The organism is Bacillus sp. OTU2372 (assembly GCF_038440275.1).
Taxonomy (GTDB): Bacteria; Bacillota; Bacilli; order Bacillales; family Cytobacillaceae; genus Neobacillus; species Neobacillus bataviensis_B.
Genome location: NZ_JASATK010000004.1, coordinates 81,751 through 102,146, shown reverse-complemented (window position 1 = coordinate 102,146; position 20,396 = coordinate 81,751). Strand labels below are relative to the sequence as shown.

Annotated in this window: 22 protein-coding genes; 14 read left to right on the top strand and 8 right to left on the bottom strand. The window is 40.3% G+C overall.

What is annotated here, in order from left to right:
• Nucleotides 1-9: 9 nt before the first annotated feature.
• The 5 genes from cobA to AAHB15_RS09835 all read left to right on the top strand — a co-directional run bounded on the left by cobA (nucleotide 10) and on the right by AAHB15_RS09835 (nucleotide 6,458).
• A complete protein-coding gene (cobA, locus tag AAHB15_RS09855) occupies nucleotides 10-789 on the top strand; it encodes a uroporphyrinogen-III C-methyltransferase (protein WP_098527563.1) in 780 nt (259 codons plus the stop codon).
• An 18-nt stretch (nucleotides 790-807) separates the two neighbouring features.
• Complete coding sequence (locus AAHB15_RS09850; protein WP_342042291.1) at nucleotides 808-1,533, top strand: sirohydrochlorin chelatase; 726 nt, start codon at nucleotides 808-810, stop codon at nucleotides 1,531-1,533.
• 384 nt (nucleotides 1,534-1,917) lie between these two features.
• Nucleotides 1,918-3,717, top strand: a complete 1,800-nt coding sequence (locus AAHB15_RS09845) for an assimilatory sulfite reductase (NADPH) flavoprotein subunit (protein WP_342042290.1) — start codon at nucleotides 1,918-1,920, stop codon at nucleotides 3,715-3,717.
• 28 nt (nucleotides 3,718-3,745) lie between these two features.
• On the top strand, nucleotides 3,746-5,464 hold the full coding sequence (gene cysI / locus AAHB15_RS09840; RefSeq protein WP_335571249.1) for an assimilatory sulfite reductase (NADPH) hemoprotein subunit: 1,719 nt from the start codon (nucleotides 3,746-3,748) through the stop codon (nucleotides 5,462-5,464).
• 247 nt (nucleotides 5,465-5,711) lie between these two features.
• Complete coding sequence (locus AAHB15_RS09835) at nucleotides 5,712-6,458, top strand: rhamnogalacturonan acetylesterase (protein ID WP_446715855.1); 747 nt, start codon at nucleotides 5,712-5,714, stop codon at nucleotides 6,456-6,458.
• Nucleotides 6,459-6,584: 126 nt separating this feature from the next.
• On the opposite strand, the gene AAHB15_RS09830 is transcribed toward AAHB15_RS09835, so the two are convergent.
• Nucleotides 6,585-7,580: an NADPH:quinone oxidoreductase family protein gene (locus AAHB15_RS09830; protein WP_335571248.1), complete on the bottom strand. Its 996-nt coding sequence runs from the start codon at nucleotides 7,578-7,580 to the stop codon at nucleotides 6,585-6,587.
• Between the two features lie 387 nt (nucleotides 7,581-7,967).
• Between AAHB15_RS09830 and AAHB15_RS09825 the strand changes: the two genes are divergently transcribed.
• On the top strand, nucleotides 7,968-8,531 hold the full coding sequence (locus AAHB15_RS09825) for a DUF2062 domain-containing protein (RefSeq protein ID WP_342042288.1): 564 nt from the start codon (nucleotides 7,968-7,970) through the stop codon (nucleotides 8,529-8,531).
• Between the two features lie 60 nt (nucleotides 8,532-8,591).
• Here the strand turns inward: AAHB15_RS09825 and AAHB15_RS09820 are convergent, their stop codons facing one another.
• The 3 genes from AAHB15_RS09820 to AAHB15_RS09810 all read right to left on the bottom strand — a co-directional run bounded on the left by AAHB15_RS09820 (nucleotide 8,592) and on the right by AAHB15_RS09810 (nucleotide 11,639).
• Nucleotides 8,592-9,410: a GDSL-type esterase/lipase family protein gene (locus tag AAHB15_RS09820; protein WP_342042287.1), complete on the bottom strand. Its 819-nt coding sequence runs from the start codon at nucleotides 9,408-9,410 to the stop codon at nucleotides 8,592-8,594.
• Between the two features lie 87 nt (nucleotides 9,411-9,497).
• A complete protein-coding gene (locus AAHB15_RS09815) occupies nucleotides 9,498-10,502 on the bottom strand; it encodes a C40 family peptidase (protein ID WP_335571245.1) in 1,005 nt (334 codons plus the stop codon).
• Nucleotides 10,503-10,733: 231 nt separating this feature from the next.
• Nucleotides 10,734-11,639: an MBL fold metallo-hydrolase gene (locus tag AAHB15_RS09810; protein ID WP_342042286.1), complete on the bottom strand. Its 906-nt coding sequence runs from the start codon at nucleotides 11,637-11,639 to the stop codon at nucleotides 10,734-10,736.
• A 266-nt stretch (nucleotides 11,640-11,905) separates the two neighbouring features.
• Here AAHB15_RS09810 and AAHB15_RS09805 point away from each other — a divergent pair, with 266 nt between their 5' ends.
• From AAHB15_RS09805 to AAHB15_RS09795, 3 genes are all read left to right on the top strand, one after another.
• Complete coding sequence (locus AAHB15_RS09805) at nucleotides 11,906-12,088, top strand: Fur-regulated basic protein FbpA (RefSeq protein ID WP_144561958.1); 183 nt, start codon at nucleotides 11,906-11,908, stop codon at nucleotides 12,086-12,088.
• A 184-nt stretch (nucleotides 12,089-12,272) separates the two neighbouring features.
• Entirely contained in the window at nucleotides 12,273-13,703 is a 1,431-nt protein-coding gene (locus AAHB15_RS09800) for an amino acid permease (protein WP_342042285.1), read from the top strand.
• A 187-nt stretch (nucleotides 13,704-13,890) separates the two neighbouring features.
• Nucleotides 13,891-14,358: a CoxG family protein gene (locus AAHB15_RS09795; RefSeq protein ID WP_342042284.1), complete on the top strand. Its 468-nt coding sequence runs from the start codon at nucleotides 13,891-13,893 to the stop codon at nucleotides 14,356-14,358.
• A 299-nt stretch (nucleotides 14,359-14,657) separates the two neighbouring features.
• Here AAHB15_RS09795 and AAHB15_RS09790 read toward each other — a convergent pair whose 3' ends face one another.
• A complete protein-coding gene (locus tag AAHB15_RS09790; RefSeq protein ID WP_342042283.1) occupies nucleotides 14,658-15,521 on the bottom strand; it encodes a YhcN/YlaJ family sporulation lipoprotein in 864 nt (287 codons plus the stop codon).
• A gap of 193 nt (nucleotides 15,522-15,714) precedes the next feature.
• On the opposite strand from AAHB15_RS09790, the gene AAHB15_RS09785 reads away from it, so the two are divergent.
• On the top strand, nucleotides 15,715-16,740 hold the full coding sequence (locus tag AAHB15_RS09785) for a threonine aldolase family protein (protein ID WP_342042282.1): 1,026 nt from the start codon (nucleotides 15,715-15,717) through the stop codon (nucleotides 16,738-16,740).
• Between the two features lie 203 nt (nucleotides 16,741-16,943).
• On the opposite strand, the gene AAHB15_RS09780 is transcribed toward AAHB15_RS09785, so the two are convergent.
• From AAHB15_RS09780 to AAHB15_RS09770, 3 genes are all read right to left on the bottom strand, one after another.
• Nucleotides 16,944-17,258: a YkgJ family cysteine cluster protein gene (locus tag AAHB15_RS09780; RefSeq protein ID WP_342042281.1), complete on the bottom strand. Its 315-nt coding sequence runs from the start codon at nucleotides 17,256-17,258 to the stop codon at nucleotides 16,944-16,946.
• A 151-nt stretch (nucleotides 17,259-17,409) separates the two neighbouring features.
• A complete protein-coding gene (locus tag AAHB15_RS09775; protein WP_342042280.1) occupies nucleotides 17,410-17,568 on the bottom strand; it encodes a hypothetical protein in 159 nt (52 codons plus the stop codon).
• A gap of 70 nt (nucleotides 17,569-17,638) precedes the next feature.
• Nucleotides 17,639-17,860, bottom strand: a complete 222-nt coding sequence (locus AAHB15_RS09770) for a hypothetical protein (protein WP_144561951.1) — start codon at nucleotides 17,858-17,860, stop codon at nucleotides 17,639-17,641.
• A 166-nt stretch (nucleotides 17,861-18,026) separates the two neighbouring features.
• Between AAHB15_RS09770 and AAHB15_RS09765 the strand changes: the two genes are divergently transcribed.
• The 4 genes from AAHB15_RS09765 to AAHB15_RS09750 all read left to right on the top strand — a co-directional run bounded on the left by AAHB15_RS09765 (nucleotide 18,027) and on the right by AAHB15_RS09750 (nucleotide 20,340).
• Nucleotides 18,027-18,344, top strand: coding sequence for an antibiotic biosynthesis monooxygenase family protein (locus AAHB15_RS09765; RefSeq protein ID WP_335571238.1), 318 nt, complete (start codon nucleotides 18,027-18,029; stop codon nucleotides 18,342-18,344).
• A 136-nt stretch (nucleotides 18,345-18,480) separates the two neighbouring features.
• The gene (locus AAHB15_RS09760) at nucleotides 18,481-19,248 is read left to right on the top strand and encodes a TSUP family transporter (RefSeq protein WP_335571263.1); all 768 of its coding nucleotides are present in this window, start codon (nucleotides 18,481-18,483) and stop codon (nucleotides 19,246-19,248) included.
• Between the two features lie 20 nt (nucleotides 19,249-19,268).
• A complete protein-coding gene (locus tag AAHB15_RS09755; protein WP_342042279.1) occupies nucleotides 19,269-19,880 on the top strand; it encodes an NUDIX hydrolase in 612 nt (203 codons plus the stop codon).
• 70 nt (nucleotides 19,881-19,950) lie between these two features.
• Nucleotides 19,951-20,340 carry a VOC family protein gene (locus AAHB15_RS09750; protein WP_144561946.1) on the top strand — a complete coding sequence of 130 codons (390 nt, stop codon included), beginning with the start codon at nucleotides 19,951-19,953 and terminating at the stop codon, nucleotides 20,338-20,340.
• Nucleotides 20,341-20,396: the final 56 nt, after the last annotated feature.

Genomic DNA, 20,396 nt, shown 5'->3' with positions numbered 1-20,396 from the left:
TGAACAGCCATGGCTGGCAAGGTTTATTTAGTGGGTGCGGGTCCAGGAGATCCAGATTTAATAACGGTCAAAGGATTACGATGCCTGCAGGAAGCCGATGTCATCCTCTATGATCGGCTCGTAAATCCTGAACTACTTGAGTTTGCAAAAGAAGGGGCGCAGCTTGTTTACTGTGGAAAGCTCCCTAACTACCATACAATGAAGCAAGAAACCATTAACCATTTTTTAGTTAAATACGCTAAAAAAGGCTATCAGGTTGTGAGGTTAAAAGGCGGCGATCCATTTGTATTTGGACGCGGCGGCGAGGAAGCGGAAGAATGTGTGAAGCACGATGTTCCGTTTGAAGTGGTTCCCGGGATTACTTCCGGGATCGCCGCATCCGCTTATGCCGGAATTCCAGTTACCCATCGCAGTTTGAGCAAAAGTTTTGCTTTTATCACGGGACACCAGGCCGCTGGTAATGTTGCAGCGGAACATCAATGGTATCATTTGGCTAATGGGGTGGATACGCTTTGTATTTATATGGGTGTATCTCATCTTCCGACCATAACGGAGCAGTTAATCTCGGCCGGCAAATCACCCGATACTCCAATTGCGCTTGTACATTGGGGGACGCTAAGTGATCAGCAAACGGTTGTTGGAACGCTTGAAACCATCGAGGATCTTGTGAAGGAAGCTGCAATCTCAAATCCAAGCATGATTGTGATTGGCGAGGTTGTAAAGCTTCATAATCGGTTAAACTGGTTTCAAGAGGAAATTGTTCCTAAACTGCCGGTTGTCCATGGGTAGTGTTTGGAGGGGATGAAGATGAAAGCCATTTTATACATTGGTCATGGTACACGCTCGAAAAAAGGAGCAGACGAGGCAAGGGCCTTTTTTGCAAGAGTGAGTGAGCGCGTGGATGTGGCGTTGCAAGAAATTAGTTTTCTAGAGTTAACAGAGCCGTCGATTGAAGAAGGTTTTAGGCGGTGTGTAGAGAAAGGCGCAACGGAAGTAACGGTTGTTCCCCTGTTTCTATTGGCTGCAGGGCATATAAAGCAGGATATCCCAAATGTGCTTAAGGTGTTAAGCTCGGCTTACCCGGATATTTCGATCAGTGTAAAGGATCCTTTCGGTGTTCATAGTAAGATTCTGGATGCAGTGGCTGAACTAGTTCGAGTGACCGCAGGTCCAGTCGGGTTTCAGGATCGAGTGTTGATTGTCGGAAGGGGGAGCAGTGATCCTGCTACTCTGGCAGATTTTGGCTTAATTGCGGATGGCGTGAAGGAACGGCTTGGTATTACAGGCGTTTCGGTATGTTATTTGGCGGCAGCGGAACCTCGCTTGCAAGAGGGGTTAGCGGCGGTGCTGGATGATGCTGAGGGTAAGGTGATTGTGATTCCTTATTTATTATTCACTGGGCTCCTGATTGCGGAGGTAACGGCAGAGATCCGCAAGTGGTCGAAGCTGGGCCGTGAAATTTATCATACAGGTATTTTGAGCAGCCATCGGGTAATTGAGGATATTGTGGTTGAGCGGGCATTAGGTGGATAGTTGTTTTATCATTCTGCAGTCTTTTTTTTGACCTTGCTATCGAAAGAAACCTATTATATGGTCACAAATAATTATAATTGTGCCCGTTTTGGCGAAAATTTATAACCATAGGTCACAAAAAATAATTATTTTGACCATAATAAAGACATAAATCAATGCAAGGGTAATAAAAAACAATTTTTATTCCTGGAACCGAAAAAAATCAAAAATACAGTCATGAAAATGACTAGAACAATTTTAAAACTCTATTAATCATAAATATTCAGTTTTTTTTAGATTAATAGTTGTCTGAATCATAAAAAAATGGCATGCTAGATTATTAGAGAGACTTTTCTCAATAATTTTCTAAAATAATAATTTTTTATTCCATGTGAGGTGGTATAGTTGCAACTTCAGGTATTGAACAGCCCGTTTACAGAGGAGCAGGTGGAGCTTCTAAACAGACTCCTGCCAACCTTGTCAGAAACACAAAAAGTTTGGCTAAGCGGCTATCTTGCCGGCTCCCAATTGGGAACCGCATCAGCCCAATTAGCACAACTTCCAGCTGAAAATCAAAAAATCTCTAAAGAGGTAACCATCCTTTACGGTTCTCAAACTGGGAACGCACGAGGTTTAGCAAAAAAATCAGCACAAACTCTTGAAGCAAATGGATACCAAGTAACCGTCAGCGCCATGAGCGATTTTAAACCAAACAATCTAAAAAAGCTTCAAAATCTTCTAATCATTGCGAGCACTCATGGAGAAGGGGAACCGCCTGATAATGCGATTAGCTTCCATGAGTTCTTATATAGCAAAAGAGCACCAAAACTAGAAGACTTACATTTCTCTGTTTTAGCACTTGGCGACAGCTCCTATGAATTTTTCTGCCAAACAGGGAAAGACTTCGATGGTCGGCTTGAAGAACTTGGAGGAACACGTCTATATCCACGTTTTGATTGTGATGTTGACTTTGATGAACCTGCTGCAGAATGGCTTGAAGGAGTTCTTGCAAGTTTAGGTGAGGCCGCTGGAGTGACTCAAGCACAAGCTCAAACGACAGTAAACCCAGCAGTCGAATCGGTTTACTCAAGAACGAACCCATTTAAAGCAGAAGTTCTTGAAAATATCAACTTGAACGGCAGAGGCTCAAATAAAGAAACACATCACCTTGAGATCTCACTTGAAGGTTCTGGCCTTACATTCGAGCCGGGAGACGCTCTTGGAATTTATCCAGACAACGATCCAGAGTTAGTGGATCTATTAATCAAGGAATTAAATATGAACCCTGATGAAAAAGTAACAGTGAAACAGGGAGACGTTCGTACCTTACGAGAGGCGCTTGTTTCTTATTATGAAATTAGCGTTCTAACAAAGCCATTTCTTCAAAAAGCAGCAGACCTGACAGGAAATATAGAGTTACAGGATCTTCTTGCACCTGGTAAAGAAGAAGAGGTAAAAGCCTATATTCATGGACGTGACTTAATTGATTTAGTTCGTGACTACACGCCTTGGAACGTAACGGCACAAGAGTTTGTCTCGATTTTACGAAAAATACCAGGCCGTCTTTATTCAATTGCATCAAGCTTAGCGGCTAACCCTGATGAAGTTCATTTAACCATCGGTGCTGTTCGCTACGATGCACATGGACGTCTCCGGAATGGCGTTTGTTCGACATTAGTAGCTGACCGTATTAATCCTGGGGATATCCTCAATGTATACGTCCAGCAAAACGAAAACTATAAACTGCCACAAAACCCTGAAACACCAATTATTATGATTGGACCTGGTACGGGTGTTGCACCGTTCCGCGCATTTATGCAGGAACGTGAAGAAACCGGGGCTGAAGGAAAGTCATGGCTGTTCTTCGGTGATCAGCATTTCGTGACTGACTTCCTTTACCAAGTTGAATGGCAAAAGTGGCTGCAAAACGGTACATTAACGAAACTAGATGTAGCCTTTTCAAGAGACACTGACCAAAAGGTTTATGTACAGCACCGCATGCAAGAACAAAGCAAGGAATTATTCCAATGGCTTCAAGACGGTGCGGTCGTATACATTTGTGGTGATGAGAAGCACATGGCACATGATGTTCATCAAACACTTATCGACATCATTGAAAAAGAAGGCAGCATGAGCCGCGAAAAAGCAGAGGCTTACCTAGCCGACATGCAGCAGCAAAAACGTTACCAGCGAGATGTATACTGAGTTGTGAGGGAAAGGAGTTATTTTTAAAATGGTAAACCAGACGTTCAAAGCACCAGACGGACCTCCAAGCGACGTTGAGCGTATAAAAGTTGAGAGTAATTACTTACGTGGTACTCTTAAAGAAGTCATGCTTGATAGAATTAGCGCAGGAATTCCTGATGATGATAACCGCTTAATGAAACACCATGGCAGCTACTTACAGGACGACCGCGATCTTCGCAACGAGCGTGCCAAGCAAAAACTTGAACCAGCTTATCAATTCATGCTTCGTGTCCGACTTCCTGGGGGAGTGGCAGCACCGAACCAGTGGCTTGTTATGGATGAACTTGCTGACAAATATGGGAACGGCACCTTAAAGCTGACCACACGTGAAACATGGCAAATGCACGGCATTCTAAAATGGAATATGAAAAGCACCATACAGGAAATTAATTCGGCACTTATGGATACCATCGCAGCCTGCGGTGATGTAAACCGTAACGTAATGTGTGCTTCGAATCCATATCAATCTGAGATTCATGCAGAAGTATATGAATGGTCTAAAAAATTAAGTGATGATCTTCTTCCAAAAACAAGAGCCTATTATGAAGTATGGCTGGATGAAGAAAAAGTGGCCGGCACTCCTGAATTCGAAGAAGTGGAACCTATGTATGGGCCAACTTACCTGCCTCGTAAGTTCAAAATTGGTATCGCTGTTCCGCCATCCAATGATATCGATGTCTTTTCACAAGACCTTGCTTTCATTGCGATTGTCGAAGATGGCAAACTAATCGGCTTTAACGTAGGTATTGGCGGCGGTATGGGTATGTCACACGGTGATACCGCAACATATCCACAGCTGGCAAAAGTGATCGGCTTCGTTAAGCCGCACCAACTTTATGAAGTGGCTGAAAAGACGATTACAATCCAACGTGATTACGGTAACCGTTCCGTTCGTAAAAATGCACGCTTTAAGTACACAGTTGATAGACTTGGTCTGGAAAACGTCAAGGCTGAACTTGAAAACCGCCTTGGCTGGAGCCTGGAAGAAGCGAAGCCATTTAAATTTGATCATAATGGCGACCGTTACGGCTGGGTAAAAGGCGTTGAAGGGAAATGGAATTTCACCCTGTATATTGAAAACGGCCGTGTGGCTGACTACCCAGATTATAAATTAAAGACCGGCTTACGCGAAATTGCCAAGGTCCATACTGGTGATTTCCACTTGACCGGTAATCAAAACGTGATTATTGCCAATGTTTCAAGCCAGAAAAAGAAGAAAATCAGTGAGTTAATTGAGAAATATGGCCTAACAGACGGCAATCATTATTCAGCTCTCCGCCGTAGTTCAATGGCTTGTGTGGCTCTTCCTACATGCGGATTAGCGATGGCAGAAGCAGAGCGTTATTTACCTTCTCTGATTACAAAAATAGAAGAGATTGTTGATGAGAGCGGCTTGCGTGATAAAGAAATTACCATCCGGATGACTGGCTGTCCAAACGGTTGCGCAAGACACGCCCTTGGAGAGATTGGTTTTATTGGTAAAGCGGTTGGTAAATACAATATGTATCTAGGTGCAGCACATGACGGTTCACGTCTAAGCAAAATGTACCGTGAAAATATCGGCGAAGAAGAAATTCTTAAGGAATTAAGTGTAATTCTTCCTCGCTACGCGAAAGAAAGACAGGAAGATGAGCACTTCGGTGACTTTGTGATTCGTGCGGGTATCGTGAAAGCAACAACCGATGGTACTAATTTCCACGAATAATGTAATTGAGAGGCAGGAATTCTGCCTCTCTTTTTTATTTTAGAACTAAAAAACATATGAAAAAAGAATTAAATTGCTGTACAGAAACGTGAAAAAGGTGTAAAAATGGATTGATTGGGAATGTTACAAGAACAATATTTTTACATGAGTGGTTTTTTTTATAGGGGGAAAGAAGTTGAAAAAAAGGTTTGGCATGAAGCTTACATTTATCTCAGTTCTCGTCATCCTAGCCGGTTTTGCCGCTTACATGGTTAATACTAGATCAGCAGCGGCACCAAAGCCCGCGATGGCAGAGCAAGCACCAAAACCTGTCATCATCTATCTTGCTGGGGATTCAACAGTATCCGATTATCCAAGTTCACTATTTCCGCGTACAGGCTGGGGTCAGGTGATTCCAACCATGCTTGACCAACAGGTAACAGTCCGGAATTTAGCAAAACGGGGAAGAAGTTCGAAAAGCTTCATCCATGAGGGTAGATTAAACTGGATTTTGAACAGTATTCAAAAGGGTGATTATCTGTTTATTCAGTTTGGCCACAATGATGAAAAAGTTAGTTATCCAAATCTCTACACTAATCCAAATACAACCTATAAAATTTATTTAAAACAGTATATTGATGGGGCTCGGAAAAAAGGGGCATTTCCCATTCTGGTCACACCTGTTCAACGGATGAGTTTTTCAAACGATGGCAGGGCATTGGATACTCACGGCCGTTATCCGGAAGCCATGAAGGCTCTTGCAAAAGAGGAAAACGTCCCTGTGATTGATTTAGCGGCAAAAAGTAGAAGATTATACCAACAGCTAGGGACCGATGATACAAAGAAATTATTTTTATGGCTAAAAGCCGGCCAATATCCGAATTACCCTCAAGGAGTTAAGGATCCAACCCATTTTCAGGAATATGGGGCAGAACATATTGCTAAATTGGTGATTGAGGGGATTGAGGAATTACATCTACCTATAGAAAATCATATTCTGGCTAAATATCGTTAAATAATGAAAGAAAGACTGCTTCTTTTCGAAAAAGAGCAGTCTTTCTTTATGTTTTTTTTTAGGATATATCAGCGATTCGACACCTTTTTCGGCGATTTTTCATTTTTATCAGCGAAATACACAATACTAAATTAAACTCACAATCATTCTACCCCTTGCCTGACCCTTTAAAAGAGTGGGAAGCAACTCAGGAAGCTGCTCGAGTGTAACCTCTGACTGGATGAGCGCTTCTAGGTTTGCAGGTTTAAAATCTGAAGCGAGACGATCCCAGATTTTTAATCGCGTCTCCATTGGACAGTAGACCGAGTCTATGCCTAGTAAATTAACCCCTCTTAGAATGAACGGGAACACGGTTGTTGGGAGCTTTGTCCCTGCTGTTAAGCCACTTGCCGCCACGGAACCGCCGTATTGAATTTGACTTAATAACGACGCAAGCGGCTCACCACCGACCGGATCGACTGCGGCGACCCATTTTTGCTTGCCTAAGGCTCTAATTTTTCCGTCATAAACTTCTTCACGCGGAATGACCTCTGTTGCACCAAGCTTTTTCAAATAATCATGCTCTGAAACTTTCCCTGTGCTAGCTTCGACCAGGTAGCCAAGTTTTGAAAGAATGGAAACAGCAAAGCTGCCGACCCCGCCCGTTGCACCCGTTACGAGGACCTTGCCCGAATCTGGAGTAACGTTATTTTCTTCTAAACGTTGCACGGAGAGTGCTGCCGTGAAGCCGGCTGTACCAATGACCATTGCTTCTTTCATAGTTAAACCACTAGGAAGCGGAACAATCCAGTTAGCAGGAATCCGCGCGTACTCGCTGTAACCGCCAAAATGGGAAACTCCGATTTCATAACTTGTAGCGATTACCTCATTTCCTGCTTGGAATCGATCGTCACTGGAAGAAACGACCACCCCTGCTAAATCAATTCCCGGTACAAATGGATAGCGTGTCACAATGTTGCCATTCGGGATGCTGGCTAAGCTATCTTTATAATTGACGCTTGAATAGTGAACACGAATGAGGACTTCTCCTTCAGGCAGATCGGTTAAAGATAGATTTTGTACTTCAACCGAAAATTTTTCATCCTGCTTATCCACAATCAAGGCATTAAACGTTTGTGACATAGTGTTTTTACTCCTTTGTTTTAAATAAATATAGGTTTAATTTCATCATACAATAAATATTAGCACTTTACCTTTTTAGTACACGAGCTATTTGTGAAATTTTTAAGGATAAGAAAAGGGATCCCTTATCGTGAAGCTCCCTTCTTGATGGGTTAATAGTCCTGAAAACGGAACATGATTTGATAACATGAATATCTTATGTAAAATTAAAGTACCTTTAAAGGTATCGTTTCCACTTGATTTAGGAAAACATTCCCTTATTAGATTAATTTTTAATTAATATTCAAAAAACCAGCAATATCCTGTATAGTACTTCTGGTTTATTTAGCTTATTTGGAATATAATTAACTTATAATCATTTATTGTATTCGGTTGGGGGGTTAACTTATGAGCATAAAACATAAAAAGCATAATTTCATTCAACGACTAGGACGTGCTTTTAAGTTAAACTTTTTAAAACTTCTCCGTTCTCCAGGAGGGGCAAAAAAGGTATCATTGGGATTCGCAATTGGATTCGGGCTAGAGATGTTAGTGATTTCGTCTGCCTCCCTTATCTATATTTTATTTGTACCCATTGTCCGCTTAGCAAAAGGGTCACTACCAGCTTCAATAATCGGGAATGTGATTGGAAAACTCACCCTGCTGCCAGTTATTCTATTACCATTTGCCAGAAAATTGGGGAAACTAATCTTTCCAATGAAGGTGAAACTTGGACACAATGGAACATTTTCATTTCAAAAACTCCTTCATGGTGATTTCCATAGCTTAGTAAGCCTGATCCACGGCGGGTTTCATGCGCTTATAGGAATGACGATTTTTGGTATTATCCTAAGTGTAATTTCCTACTTTATTGTTCATTATTTTTATGAAAAAGAACGAGTAAATCGTTTGAAAAGAAGACGTAATAAAAGTGAAATTCGAATCAAAAGAGTAAATAAAAATTTTATTTGACCTGTGAAAACGTTCGCATTAAATTTTTTAAAAAACGAAGGAGTTATGCTCCTTCGTTTTTTATGCTGCCGTTTTTCGATATTGATGTTTAAATTGGTACATCATTTGCTCGGAGATGGCCGTATAGCCTGCCAAATTTGGATGAACACCATCGGCTGATAAATTTTGTAAGTGTTCCCCGTTAATTACCTTTGTGGTTTCTATCACAATGGAAGAGGGAAGTCGGTTTGATGTTTCGTATATATGGACATTCCATTTTGGCAGAAGTTTATCAGCAAGTGCGTACATTTGATTGTCAGGAGATAACGGATTATATAATTCTAATAACACAACTGTGGCATTAGGATTTAGTTTGGTTACTCTGGACGTAATATCAGTTAAATTTTTCGTAAAAGTGGCTTGGAGCTCGTCGTAGGTCTGGAATACAGACTGGAGATCGAGTCCCTTGGCAGCATGGATGATATCATTTCCGCCTACATTAATAGTAATAATGTCCGCCTGCTTAATGGAATCATCAAATTGCCCGGTCTGTACGAGCTGATTTAATTCGCTGCTTGTAATCCCGTTAATCCCTTGGTTGTCGGACTCTATCTTTTTATGGGTCTGTCCGCTCAGCAAATTAGAAAATTGCGTCACCATATTTGCGCTCTGCCCGGCACCAACCCCGCGGATAATCGAATCACCTAAGGCTAAATGATGCAAGGTGCCATCTTTTGTGTTTTTAAAATAGGTTAGATAAGAGACTCGATCGTCCGTTTGACTTGCTTTAACGGTATGTTTTTTCATCTGGTAAAGTTGGTAATGAGGATAATAAATCCATATGGAGGTTCCAACTCCAATTAACAATACCAAACAAATCAAGTATTTTAAAAGCTTCATATCATTCACTCCCTGATATTCCATTATAGCAAGGAAAACAACAGAAATATGTAGGAGTTGGTTTCCATTCGATAGGGAAGGTGGTCATTAAATCCGGATGACCTGTCCATTAAATACAGACTTCCAGTAACCCTTTGTCATATTGGCAATCGCCACTCCTGTAGAGGATTGAGAGCCGATGAATTTACCATCTCCGATATAGATCCCAACATGACCATCTTTTTTATATGTGTCGAAAAACACAAGGTCACCCGGCTGCATATTAGCCGCAGAAACCTGTCGGCCATCATTTTTGATGGAAGAGGTATCTCGTCCAATTTCAATACCAGCCTGAGAAAATGCCCAGTGAACGAAACCGGAGCAATCAAAGCGTCCTTGGGCGATATCAGAGGCTGTTCTCCCGCCGCCAAACACATAAACGGAGTTTCCAATATACTTCCTTCCAGCATTTATAACTGTATGTACGTATCCATTTTGAGCTTTAATATGATTAACGATGTGAGACGGCGAAGCTTCAAGCTGCAGTGCCATTTGTTTAAATTCTGCCTGCTTTTTTTCAAGTTGTGTTCTTCTTATTTTTAGATTATCTGTTAATTCAGCAAGGGATGTCAACTTCTTGTTTAAATTTGCTTGTTTTCTTGCATATTCCTGCTGCTCACTTTTCTGTTGTTCGATCAGTACCTGATCAGCCTCTGCAAATGCTGCCACTGCACCCACACGGTCCAAAAAGTCATTTAAACTAGACGCTTCAAGCAACACTTCGATATATGTAAGTTGTTTATCACTATGCTGATAGGCAAGGGCGCGTTCTTTTAAAATAGTAGTTCGGTTTTTCAGGCGATCTTTGACTACCTGAATATCTTTTTCAAGGTTTTGAATGTCTACCTGGAGCTCGTTTTGACTTTTGTCTGCCGCTTGGATGGCCTCCGTATTCTCTTGGATTTCTTGAGAAACTTGAACCAGGTTGTTGGATAGAGTGGAGGTATTCGGGAATTTTGGTTCTGTAGTTTTGGTAGTAAGAGGAAGGGCAGCATTATGATTTTGAGTATCTAAGTCAACTAACGATTCGGCTTGAACCTTATGTTTGGACAAGTTAATCCCGCCTACTGCAAGTAAAATTGACAGGCTTAAAAGTATTAGTACCTTTTTAATCACTATAACACCACTACTTTCATGATTTTTCTGATTATTCTTAATACATGTTGTACATTGTAGCAAATCATTTTATCAGCGGTGTTATCAGAGTATTACAGTTTAGTATCAGGCGTGAGGGGTATAAAAAAGAAGGATGTTTGCTGTGGAACAAACATCCTTCTTATAAAACTACATGACCGTTTCGCCTAGTAAAAGTACTTTTAATTGTTCCTTAGGAAGCTGCTGATTATCCCATGCGCGGTATAAACGTTCTAATGCTTCCGGTCCGGTATCGTCCGCTAAGCGATAGGCGCCGTAATGCATTGGAACAAATGTTTTCGCCTTTAACTCCAGAAAGGCTTTGACGCTGTCCTCAGGGTTAATATGAGAAACAGCCATAAACCATTCTGGTTCATATGCGCCAATTGGCATAAACACGGTATCAATGTCAAAACGCTCGGCAATTTTTTTAAAACCGGTGAAATAGCCGGTATCACCAACAAAATAAATGGTTTCTTGCCCGGTTTGAAAGATCCATCCGCCCCAGTGGGACGTATTCATATCATTCAATGACCGTCTGGTCCAGTGCTGGGCAGGGACGAAATGAATGGAAATGCCTTGATGCTCGGCACTTTCCCACCAGTTTAGCTCCGTTACATTTTGATAACCCTTTTTTAAAAAGAGTGATTTTAATCCAGCTGGTACATAATAATGAGGGCTGCCTGTTAATTTTTTCAACGTTGGAAAATCTAAATGGTCATAGTGGCCATGCGAAATCATAACCATATCAATCTCTGGTATGTCCTCCAAGGCAATACCAGGTGCTGTCAATCTTTTTTGAAAACCCATCCGCTTGGCCCAAACTGGGTCAGTTAAAATATTTACGCCATTTAGCTGGAGTAAAAAGGTGGAATGGCCAATCCAGGTATAGGTAGTCTTGCTCCTATTTTCATTCAATTCTTGAATCTTTTTCACAGGTGATTGTTCAATGTTTTTTGTTAAATCTTTTATCTTGGATTTTCTTTCTTTTTGCCACTTACGCATATCTTTAAACGTTTTTTTATTTTCAACACTATCTAAATTTGCATATCTCATTATCGATATTCACCTCGGGTCTCTCGGGAGTTTGAATCTACAACGAGTATAGCAATTATTTTTTCAACCATCAAAAATGAACAAATGTAACAATCTGATTAAATATCTTGAAAAAACATTATGTCCATATTCAAAATTGTTACGTTCATTAAAATAAGGTTAAAGTTTACGATGATATGAGGTTTCGACAATATTTTAAAATAGGACTATTTATAATAAAGGGCAGAAGGTCAAAAATAAAAGTCTATGAATGGAGGTTTTCTCGGGTGAGCGAATTACTTCAGGAAGCTGTCCACGATAAAAGACAAATTTTGATTGATCAATTAATCCAATCAGGGGTCTATAAGATAAAAAATAAGCATCTGTATGAGATGTCCCTGAGCGAATTAGAAAAAGAATACTTAAACATTGGTTTGGCAGAGCCGCCGAATCAACATACTTATATGTAAACTTAAATCAGTTAAACATAAGAAAAGAGGGAGCTGCTCAAATTTTTGAGCGGCTTCTTTGTGTGAATCCTGTTTCGACATATGGTTCAAATTGTCTCTTTCTCGAATCAATTTATAAACGGGAGCTAATAATATCCTTGTCATGTATCAAGCAAAAAATTTAAAGTATGGGAGAAAACGTTTAATGGAGACAAAAAGTAAAGGACTGTCCGCGTGGCAGTTAACGATGATGGCCTTGGGAAGCGTCATTGGAGGTTCCTTTTTTCTAGGTTCATCCGTTGCCATTCATGCAGCTGGACCGTCTATTTTATTGTCCTACATTTTAGCAGGCGTCCTGGTTTATTTAATCCTCTATGCATTGTCAGAAATGACAGTAGCCACTCCTACTGTTGGATCGTTTAGTAATTTCGCGGCACGAGAACTTGGTCCTGGATTTGGCTTTGTCGTGGGCTGGCTATACTGGACAGGTACCGTTTTATCGATGTCGAGTGAGGCTACCGCCATTTCGATCCTGCTCCGACAATGGTTTCCCCATTTATCGATTGCCATTTTCGGAAGTTTTCTTATTGTTGGGGTAACACTAGTGAACTTATTAGGGGCAGACAAGTTTGGGAAAATAGTAAGTGGGCTATCCGGAGTGAAAATATTTGCGATTATCTTTTTTATCATTACCGCTATTGTGTTAATCACTGGTTTACTCCCTCACACAAGTGCGATAGGGGCAGGGGAGTTAACTAGAGAATCAATCATGCCAGGCGGGATTAAGGGGATAGCCGGAAGTATGTTACTCGTGGTTTTTGCCTATGCAGGTTTTGAAATCATTGGATTAGCAGCTTCGGAAGCAAGGAATCCCCGTGATACCATTCCTAAGGCGATTCGTTATACAGTCTTTTCTCTTGTTGGATTATATATCTTGTACGCAGCAGTCCTACTTCCACTCATCCCGACAGCCGCACTAAATGAAACGGTTAGTCCGATGGTGGCTTCATTGGATCGATGGGGGATTGGCTGGGCTGGTTCCGCCCTCAATGGGGTGTTAATTTCGGCTAGTTTATCAGCGATGCTTGCAGCGATTTTTGGGCTGGGCAGAATGGTTCGATCATTAGTTGATGAGGGACATGCCCCGCAATTGCTCAAGGATAATAAAGATGTGCCCTATCGCGGCATTCTTTTTTCTGGTCTTGCTATGCTTCTAGGCTTAGGTTTTGGCCTGCTGTTCCCTAGGGTCTATTTGGTATTGATCAGTACGAGCGGTTTCACCTTGATTTTTACCTATGCGGTGATTATGGCCAGTCATATCCGCTTTCGTAAAAGGGAAGGCTGCCCACCGGAAGGCAACTGTCAAGTTAAGGGCTTTCCGTATACTTCGTATATTGCGTTAATTAGCTTAATTATTGTTCTTTTAAGCATGCCGTTAATTCCCGGTCAAGGTACAGGGCTTGTGGCTGGAATTGTCATGCTGGTTTTGTTTTCCGCTATTTACTTTGTAATGAGATATCGGATTAGCACACAGAACAAGACGACAGTTAGGGGAGGAAAACAACCCAAACCAGGTTTGTTAACGGAATTCTCGGAAGAATTAACTCCAGATAAAGAAGGAAATAAGGACAAATGAGCTGAAAACGTTATAAAAAATGCTGACTCCGAAAAATCGTCACATACGATAGATCGAGTCAGCTTTTCTATTATACCTTTCCTTTTTCTATTTAGTATGTAAATAAATATATAAAGTTTCTTTTAACATCTCCGCCCAACCATGAATATGAATAAATCATAATCTACTGGCAACGGGAGGAGAAACTGTGGAAATCGAGTACCAATACCACTTCAAATTACCAAGAAACTTGGTCTTGAGGTATATCAAAAATGAAAAAGTCCTTCATAATGCACTACCAGGATGCAGGTCCTTTTCCATGGTATCAAATGGTATATATAAAGCGGAAATTGAGACCCACATAGGGCCAATCCAAGACTTATTTACACTAGAAATACGATTAAATGAAGAACAAGCCCCAAGCCTTTTACGGCTCCATATTAAAGGGAATGGAAATATGGGACAGCTGAATGGCTATTGCTTACTTATGCTTAAAGAAAATCAAGGGTCTACCATGTTATCCTGTAAGGCAAATGGTCAAGTTACAGGGGCACTAGGTTTAGCCGGCAAGCGAGTTTTAGATTCCGGTGCCAACAAAGGATTAGAAAACTTTTTTCAAAATCTTGAAAAGGAAATCAAGCGGCGTATTTATGAACTTAAAAGACGAAACAGATGAGGGAGCGGTTGATAAATCGCTCTTATTGTCTTTTTGGGAATCATTCATAACTTTACCATCGATAGGAAAAGATAATTCCATATAAACGCATGCAAGACACTTATTCGTAGGTAATTCACTGCGAGGGGAGTGTTCTATTTGGAGGATCAATCAGAACGAAGATGTCAAACAATACCTGAAAAGAGGTAAACACAAGCTGATGACAAGGATCAATTAATGGATAGTTAAAACGGGCAAATGGGCAAAGAAAGAAGCATTGCTTTTCCTATGGAGGAAAGAGAATGCTTCTTCCTGAAAATTTAACGGAAGATGTTATTGACCGTATTGTTAAAGTCGTTCCAAATGTTGTTATTACGGTTACGGCCTTTTGTGTTTAAATCATTTGAGTAGTCGGTCATTTGACGGAAGAAGTCACGGTCGTAAGAAACATAGACACGGTGAACAGACTTGTCTGCTGTACGTACTTGATCCGCAATCCTTTGATCTAATGGTGAAGACACATTACGGAAGTTAGTACCAGTCGTGCCGTCATTTGTTCCAGTTGTACCGTCATTTGTACCCGTAAAAGTATTATTCATGTTACCTGTTGTGCCATTATTGGTGCCAGTGCCGCGAATACCGATCGTACCACGAGTATTTGATGTTCCACCAGCTCCAGGGTTTAAGCCAGTAGCTGTATTATCAAGCGCATTTACACCGGTAGTACTAGGATAGTTTCCATTCAGACCAGTTCCAGCGCCGCGTGAAGTAAGGTGGTTGTCACGGCCATTTGTACCGGTAGTACCTAAGTTATTATTTGTACCAGTGATGCCTGTTGTACCCATGTTGTTACGATTGTTTGTGGTACCAGTACCCGTTTGAAATCGATTGTTTTTTAAGCGAACTGCGACATAGGCATTGTTATTTCGGATGATGACATGCGCTAAATCCACTTCTTGCAGTTTTTCAACCGCCCTTCCGGCACGGTTTGAATATCGTAGGTTATGATCTTGATCATTTACATTTTGAACACTTAAGCGGTTATCATTGTTGTTCCTGACGTTGCGTACATCCATACCATTGTTTACGTCATCTCGTAAGTTGTTTTTGGTCGCATTATCAGCACAGCCAGTTAAACCAACAAGGGTAGAAGCTAACACGAAAGTGACTAAACCTTTTTTCAAGAACTTCACTCCCTATAAATAATGTGTTACATATATATCGTCACCTAATTGTGTGGAACTATTCGAAGCTGGGATGAGGTAAATATTGATATGATTAACCTATTATTGGGTAATCGTATTCACTTAAATTGACGGATTATGGTACGATTAAGGGTGAATGAAAAATGGAAAATTAATAACGGAGGAACGGAAAATGTACAGCTTTAAGAATGATTACAGTGAAGGAGCACATCCACAAATCCTTAAGGCATTGATGGAGACCAATTTAGTTCAAGAAGAAGGATATGGAGAAGACGACTATTCTTTAAAGGCAATTGAGAGAATAAAGGAGAAATTGGGCCGTAATAACGTGGATGTTCATCTGTTAACTGGCGGGACACAAACAAACCTAACAGCCATTTCAGCATTTTTAAGACCACATGAGGCAGCAATATCCGCGAGCACTGGCCACATTCTTGGTCACGAAACGGGAGCCATTGAAGCTACAGGCCACAAAGTTCTCTCTGTTGAAAGTAAAGATGGAAAACTAACTTCTGCGGGTGTAAAAGCCGTACTTGAGGGCCATCCAGATGAACATATGGTAAAACCTAAGCTTGTATACATATCTAATTCAACGGAAATCGGCTCGATCTATAAAAAGGAAGAACTGCAGCAGTTAAGTGATTTTTGTCGTGCGAATCAGCTTCTTTTATATATGGATGGTGCAAGACTAGGGTCTGCTCTTTGTTCGAAGGAAAATGATCTTCAATTAAGTGATTTGCCTAACCTTGTTGATGCGTTCTATATTGGCGGAACGAAGAATGGGGCGTTGTTGGGAGAGGCTTTAGTAATTTGTCGAGATTCTCTTAAGGAGGATTTCCGTTATCATATTAAGCAAAAAGGAGCGCTACTGGCGAAGGGAAGATTGTTAGGGATTCAGTTCCTCGAATTGTTTAGAGACAATTTGTTTTTTGAGTTAGCGGAGCACGCCAATCGGATGGCAGGGTTGCTTCAAGATGCGTTGACGCAAGCTAATGTGAAGTTTCTGACACATTCTCCGTCTAATCAAATATTTCCGATTTTCCCTAATACATTAATTGCTGAATTGGAGAAGAACTATGCCTTTCATGTTTGGGAGAAGGTCGATGCTTATCATTCAGCGATCCGTTTGGTAACTTCGTGGGCAACGAAAGAGGAAGAGGTTGTTGGGTTTATTGAGGAATTGAAGAGGTGGCTATAGGCTTTTTTTAAAAGAAAATGAAGGTTTGGCTTGGACTAGGCGGAGTGAAAAAAGCCAGAGTGTGTCCGACTATCGGCCTCATTTGGACAAATGAAGGAAAAAAGCTCACTCAGGAGTTTGAATGGAAGCAAAAAAATACCAGAGCACTCCATGGAGGAAACTCTGGTATCTTCTATGTTAAAATCCTTCCAAGTAAAATCAAACTAAAGAATCCCAACCGGTTCTTCAATAAAATCATGATTTTTCGTTGCTAACTCAGGCTTACGAAAACAAGTCATGCCCTTATAATACCCAAACATACTGCACGCTTTCGGACGGGCAGAATAAATGCCGCACCGGTCTTTTTCCGTATCATAAAAAATACAAGTCACATGGAAGCGGAGTTGATTTTCTAACTTGTAACGTGTTTTCCTCGGCATAGTTTTAATCTTCTTTTTTATTTTCTTTAATTCCACTTCGGATATAGCAACTGGACCACAGCACAACCCTTTGCAGTCCTGACATGGTAATTGCTCCATCTGTTTCCCCATTTCTTCGATTCTATATATCTACCAAGGTGATAAAAGGAATATGTTTCCACCAGTATTTTTACCATGTTAACGGTTACAGGTCAATAGAAAAAGCACTTATGATGAGGAAAAAACCATCAATAAAATTTGATGGTTTTAATCATTGGTGATTATTGATATTCCTATATTTTTCCAGGTTTTTCATTAATTCGTTTAATTTCTTTTCAAGGGCATCCAGTTTTATCTTTTCTTTCTTGATAATTTTCTCTAAGCTGTCTTCCAGCGAGTCATCATTCAAGGGTGTTTTGTCATCACTCATGGGTAATCTTTCCTTTTTGTAAATGACATTCTTACATAAAAAGAGACAGTGGACTGAATCCTGCAAGATATTACCGTTTTCTCTTTTTGGATTGGTCCACGACGGCTGTTTTGCTTTTAGTGACTTTTTCTATGACTACTTGGACATGAAACTTATTTTCTTCCACATTGGTAACACTTGAAACCTTTCCTTTACGGCCTTTTATCTTTAATTCTTCCCCGACGTCAGGGACCCGTTGAAGGAGTTGGCTTAACAAGAGGTTTTTGTTTTCAAAAAAATGAACAGCAAACATTTGGTCTCACCTAATTTCATATAAAATGTATTAGAAATAAATCCTCATCTAAATATATGATTATAGTTGTATTAGAGACCATGATCCTAAAAAAATCATAAAAAGACCATGTGTTATAAATTTTATATAAAATAAATTATGGAGACCAAAAAAGGGGGAATAAAAAATGAGCGAGACACTACAGCCGCCGTATTATGCTGTGATCTTTACTTCACAACGGACAGAAGGGGATAAAGGTTATGGGAAAATGGCAGAAACAATGGAGGAACTGGCCTCGACACAGCCGGGTTTTTTGGGAATCGAAAGCGCGAGGGACACACAATTAGGAATTACGGTTTCCTATTGGAATTCATTAGAAGCCATCGAGAAATGGAAGAACCATGCAGCGCATATAATCGCTCAACAAAGGGGCAAAGAGGAATGGTATAAAAACTATATAGTCAGAGTTTGTAAGGTGGAAAGAGCGTATTCTTTTGAAAAATAACGAGATATCAAAACAAAAGGTAACAGGGAAATCCATTGTTACCTTTTTAAATTTTAGAAATGAGAAACAACAACTATTTACAATAGTTAAAACTTTAGCTACTATTTCAATAGTTATTAGAGAGAAGGTTGAATAGATGCCATTTGATTTAGATCCATCGTTATTAGTTATTTTAATTGTATTTGGTTTTTTAGCCGCATTTATCGATTCGGTTGTTGGCGGCGGCGGTCTGATTGCATTGCCGGTATTGTTATTTACAGGATTATCGCCAGCGGCAGCTGTTGCTACCAATAAATTAGCCGGAACCATCGGCTCTTTAACCAGCACCATCATGTTCTACCGCTCAGGCAAGCTCGATATCAAGTCCGTATATAAGTTATTTCCCTTAACGTTTATTGGTTCAATGATTGGCGCCTGGACTGTCGATTTGATGAATCCTGAGGTCCTAAAACCATTGATGCTGGTCATGCTCGCGGCTGTAGCGATTTATACCATCTTCAAAAAGGATTGGGGAAGTGTATCAACTAACAAAAAATTATCAAACCGGCACTTAACGATATTTATGACCCTCATTTTTGCCATTGGATTTTATGATGGATTTATAGGTCCGGGAACCGGCTCATTTTTAATCTTTGCCTTTTTAATGGTTGGCTTTGATTTTTTAAAGGCAGCGGGGAATTCCAAGTTTTTAAATTTTGGCAGTAATATTTCGGCATTGCTTATGTTTATGTTTTTGGGCCATGTCAATTATGCCTATGGTATTACGATGGGAATTGCCCAATTAGTTGGGGCCATTTGCGGTTCAAAATTTGCGATTACGCGAGGAAGTGGTTACGTACGGGCCTTGTTTATCGTCGTGACCTTTTTACTACTAGCAAAAAATACGTATGATTATCTCCATTAAAAAGTGACAGGGGGAGCAAGATGAATACGGAACAATTAAAAGTTTTCGACCAAGCGAGAAATGAAATGGGTGTGGCTACGCGAGAAGAGGTACATAAAAAGGGATATTGGCATGAAGTTTTCCATTGTTGGTTTGTTAGTGGGGATAATCTCATTTTGCAGCTTCGCAGTGAACTGAAAAAAGAAAATCCTTTACTCTTCGATATCACCGCTGCGGGTCACCTGTTAGCAGCTGAAACGATAGAAGATGGAGTGCGCGAAGTGAAAGAGGAACTGGGTGTCAATCTTACCTTTGACGAGTTACAGCCACTAGGAATCATTGATTATTTCTCGATTCAAGGGGATTATATTGATAATGAAATTGCCCATGTATTTTTATATAAATGTCATCTGGAGATAAATGAATTAATCCTGCAAAAAGAAGAAGTGGCAGGGATCGTAAAAGTGGATTTTAACGACTTTCGCGAACTGTGGACTGGAATCAAAGACGCAATTCGAGTGGCAGGTTATGAAATAAAAGCTGATGGCAGTAAGCATGTGATTGATAAACTAGTTGGACGAGAACAATTTGTTCCACACCCAGCTGGATATTATGAAACCATTATTGAAAAAATAGAAAAGGAAATCAAATAGACACTGAACTATTGGGAGTGTTAAGAAGATTAACATTTTAAAATAATTTAATTGAAAGAAGTGAAAAGTTTTGATTAAATATCTATCCCTCCATCATGTGAGCCTTTCTGTAACAGATTTGGAGAGGGCAAAAGATTTCTATGGGAAAACTCTAGGTTTAAAAGAAATACGCCGTCCTGAATTTGATTTTCCAGGTGCCTGGTATGAAATAGAGGGGCAGCAACTCCACTTGATTGTCGATCCCTCTTCACAGACGATTCGTCAGGATAAAAGCTTATCCAGCAGAGAAGGTCATTTTGCTCTTAGAGTAGGGAACTACTATGATACTCTTAAATGGTTAAAACAGAATGAAGTGGAAATCCTTGAAAAACCGCACGGTAAAAGTGGATTTGCACAAATTTTCTGTGCCGACCCTGATGGTAATTTGATTGAATTAAATGTGGATCAAAAAGATCTATAAGTAAGAGATTATTGGATTATTTTTGCAGAAGTTAAATAAAGAGTTTGATTTCATCC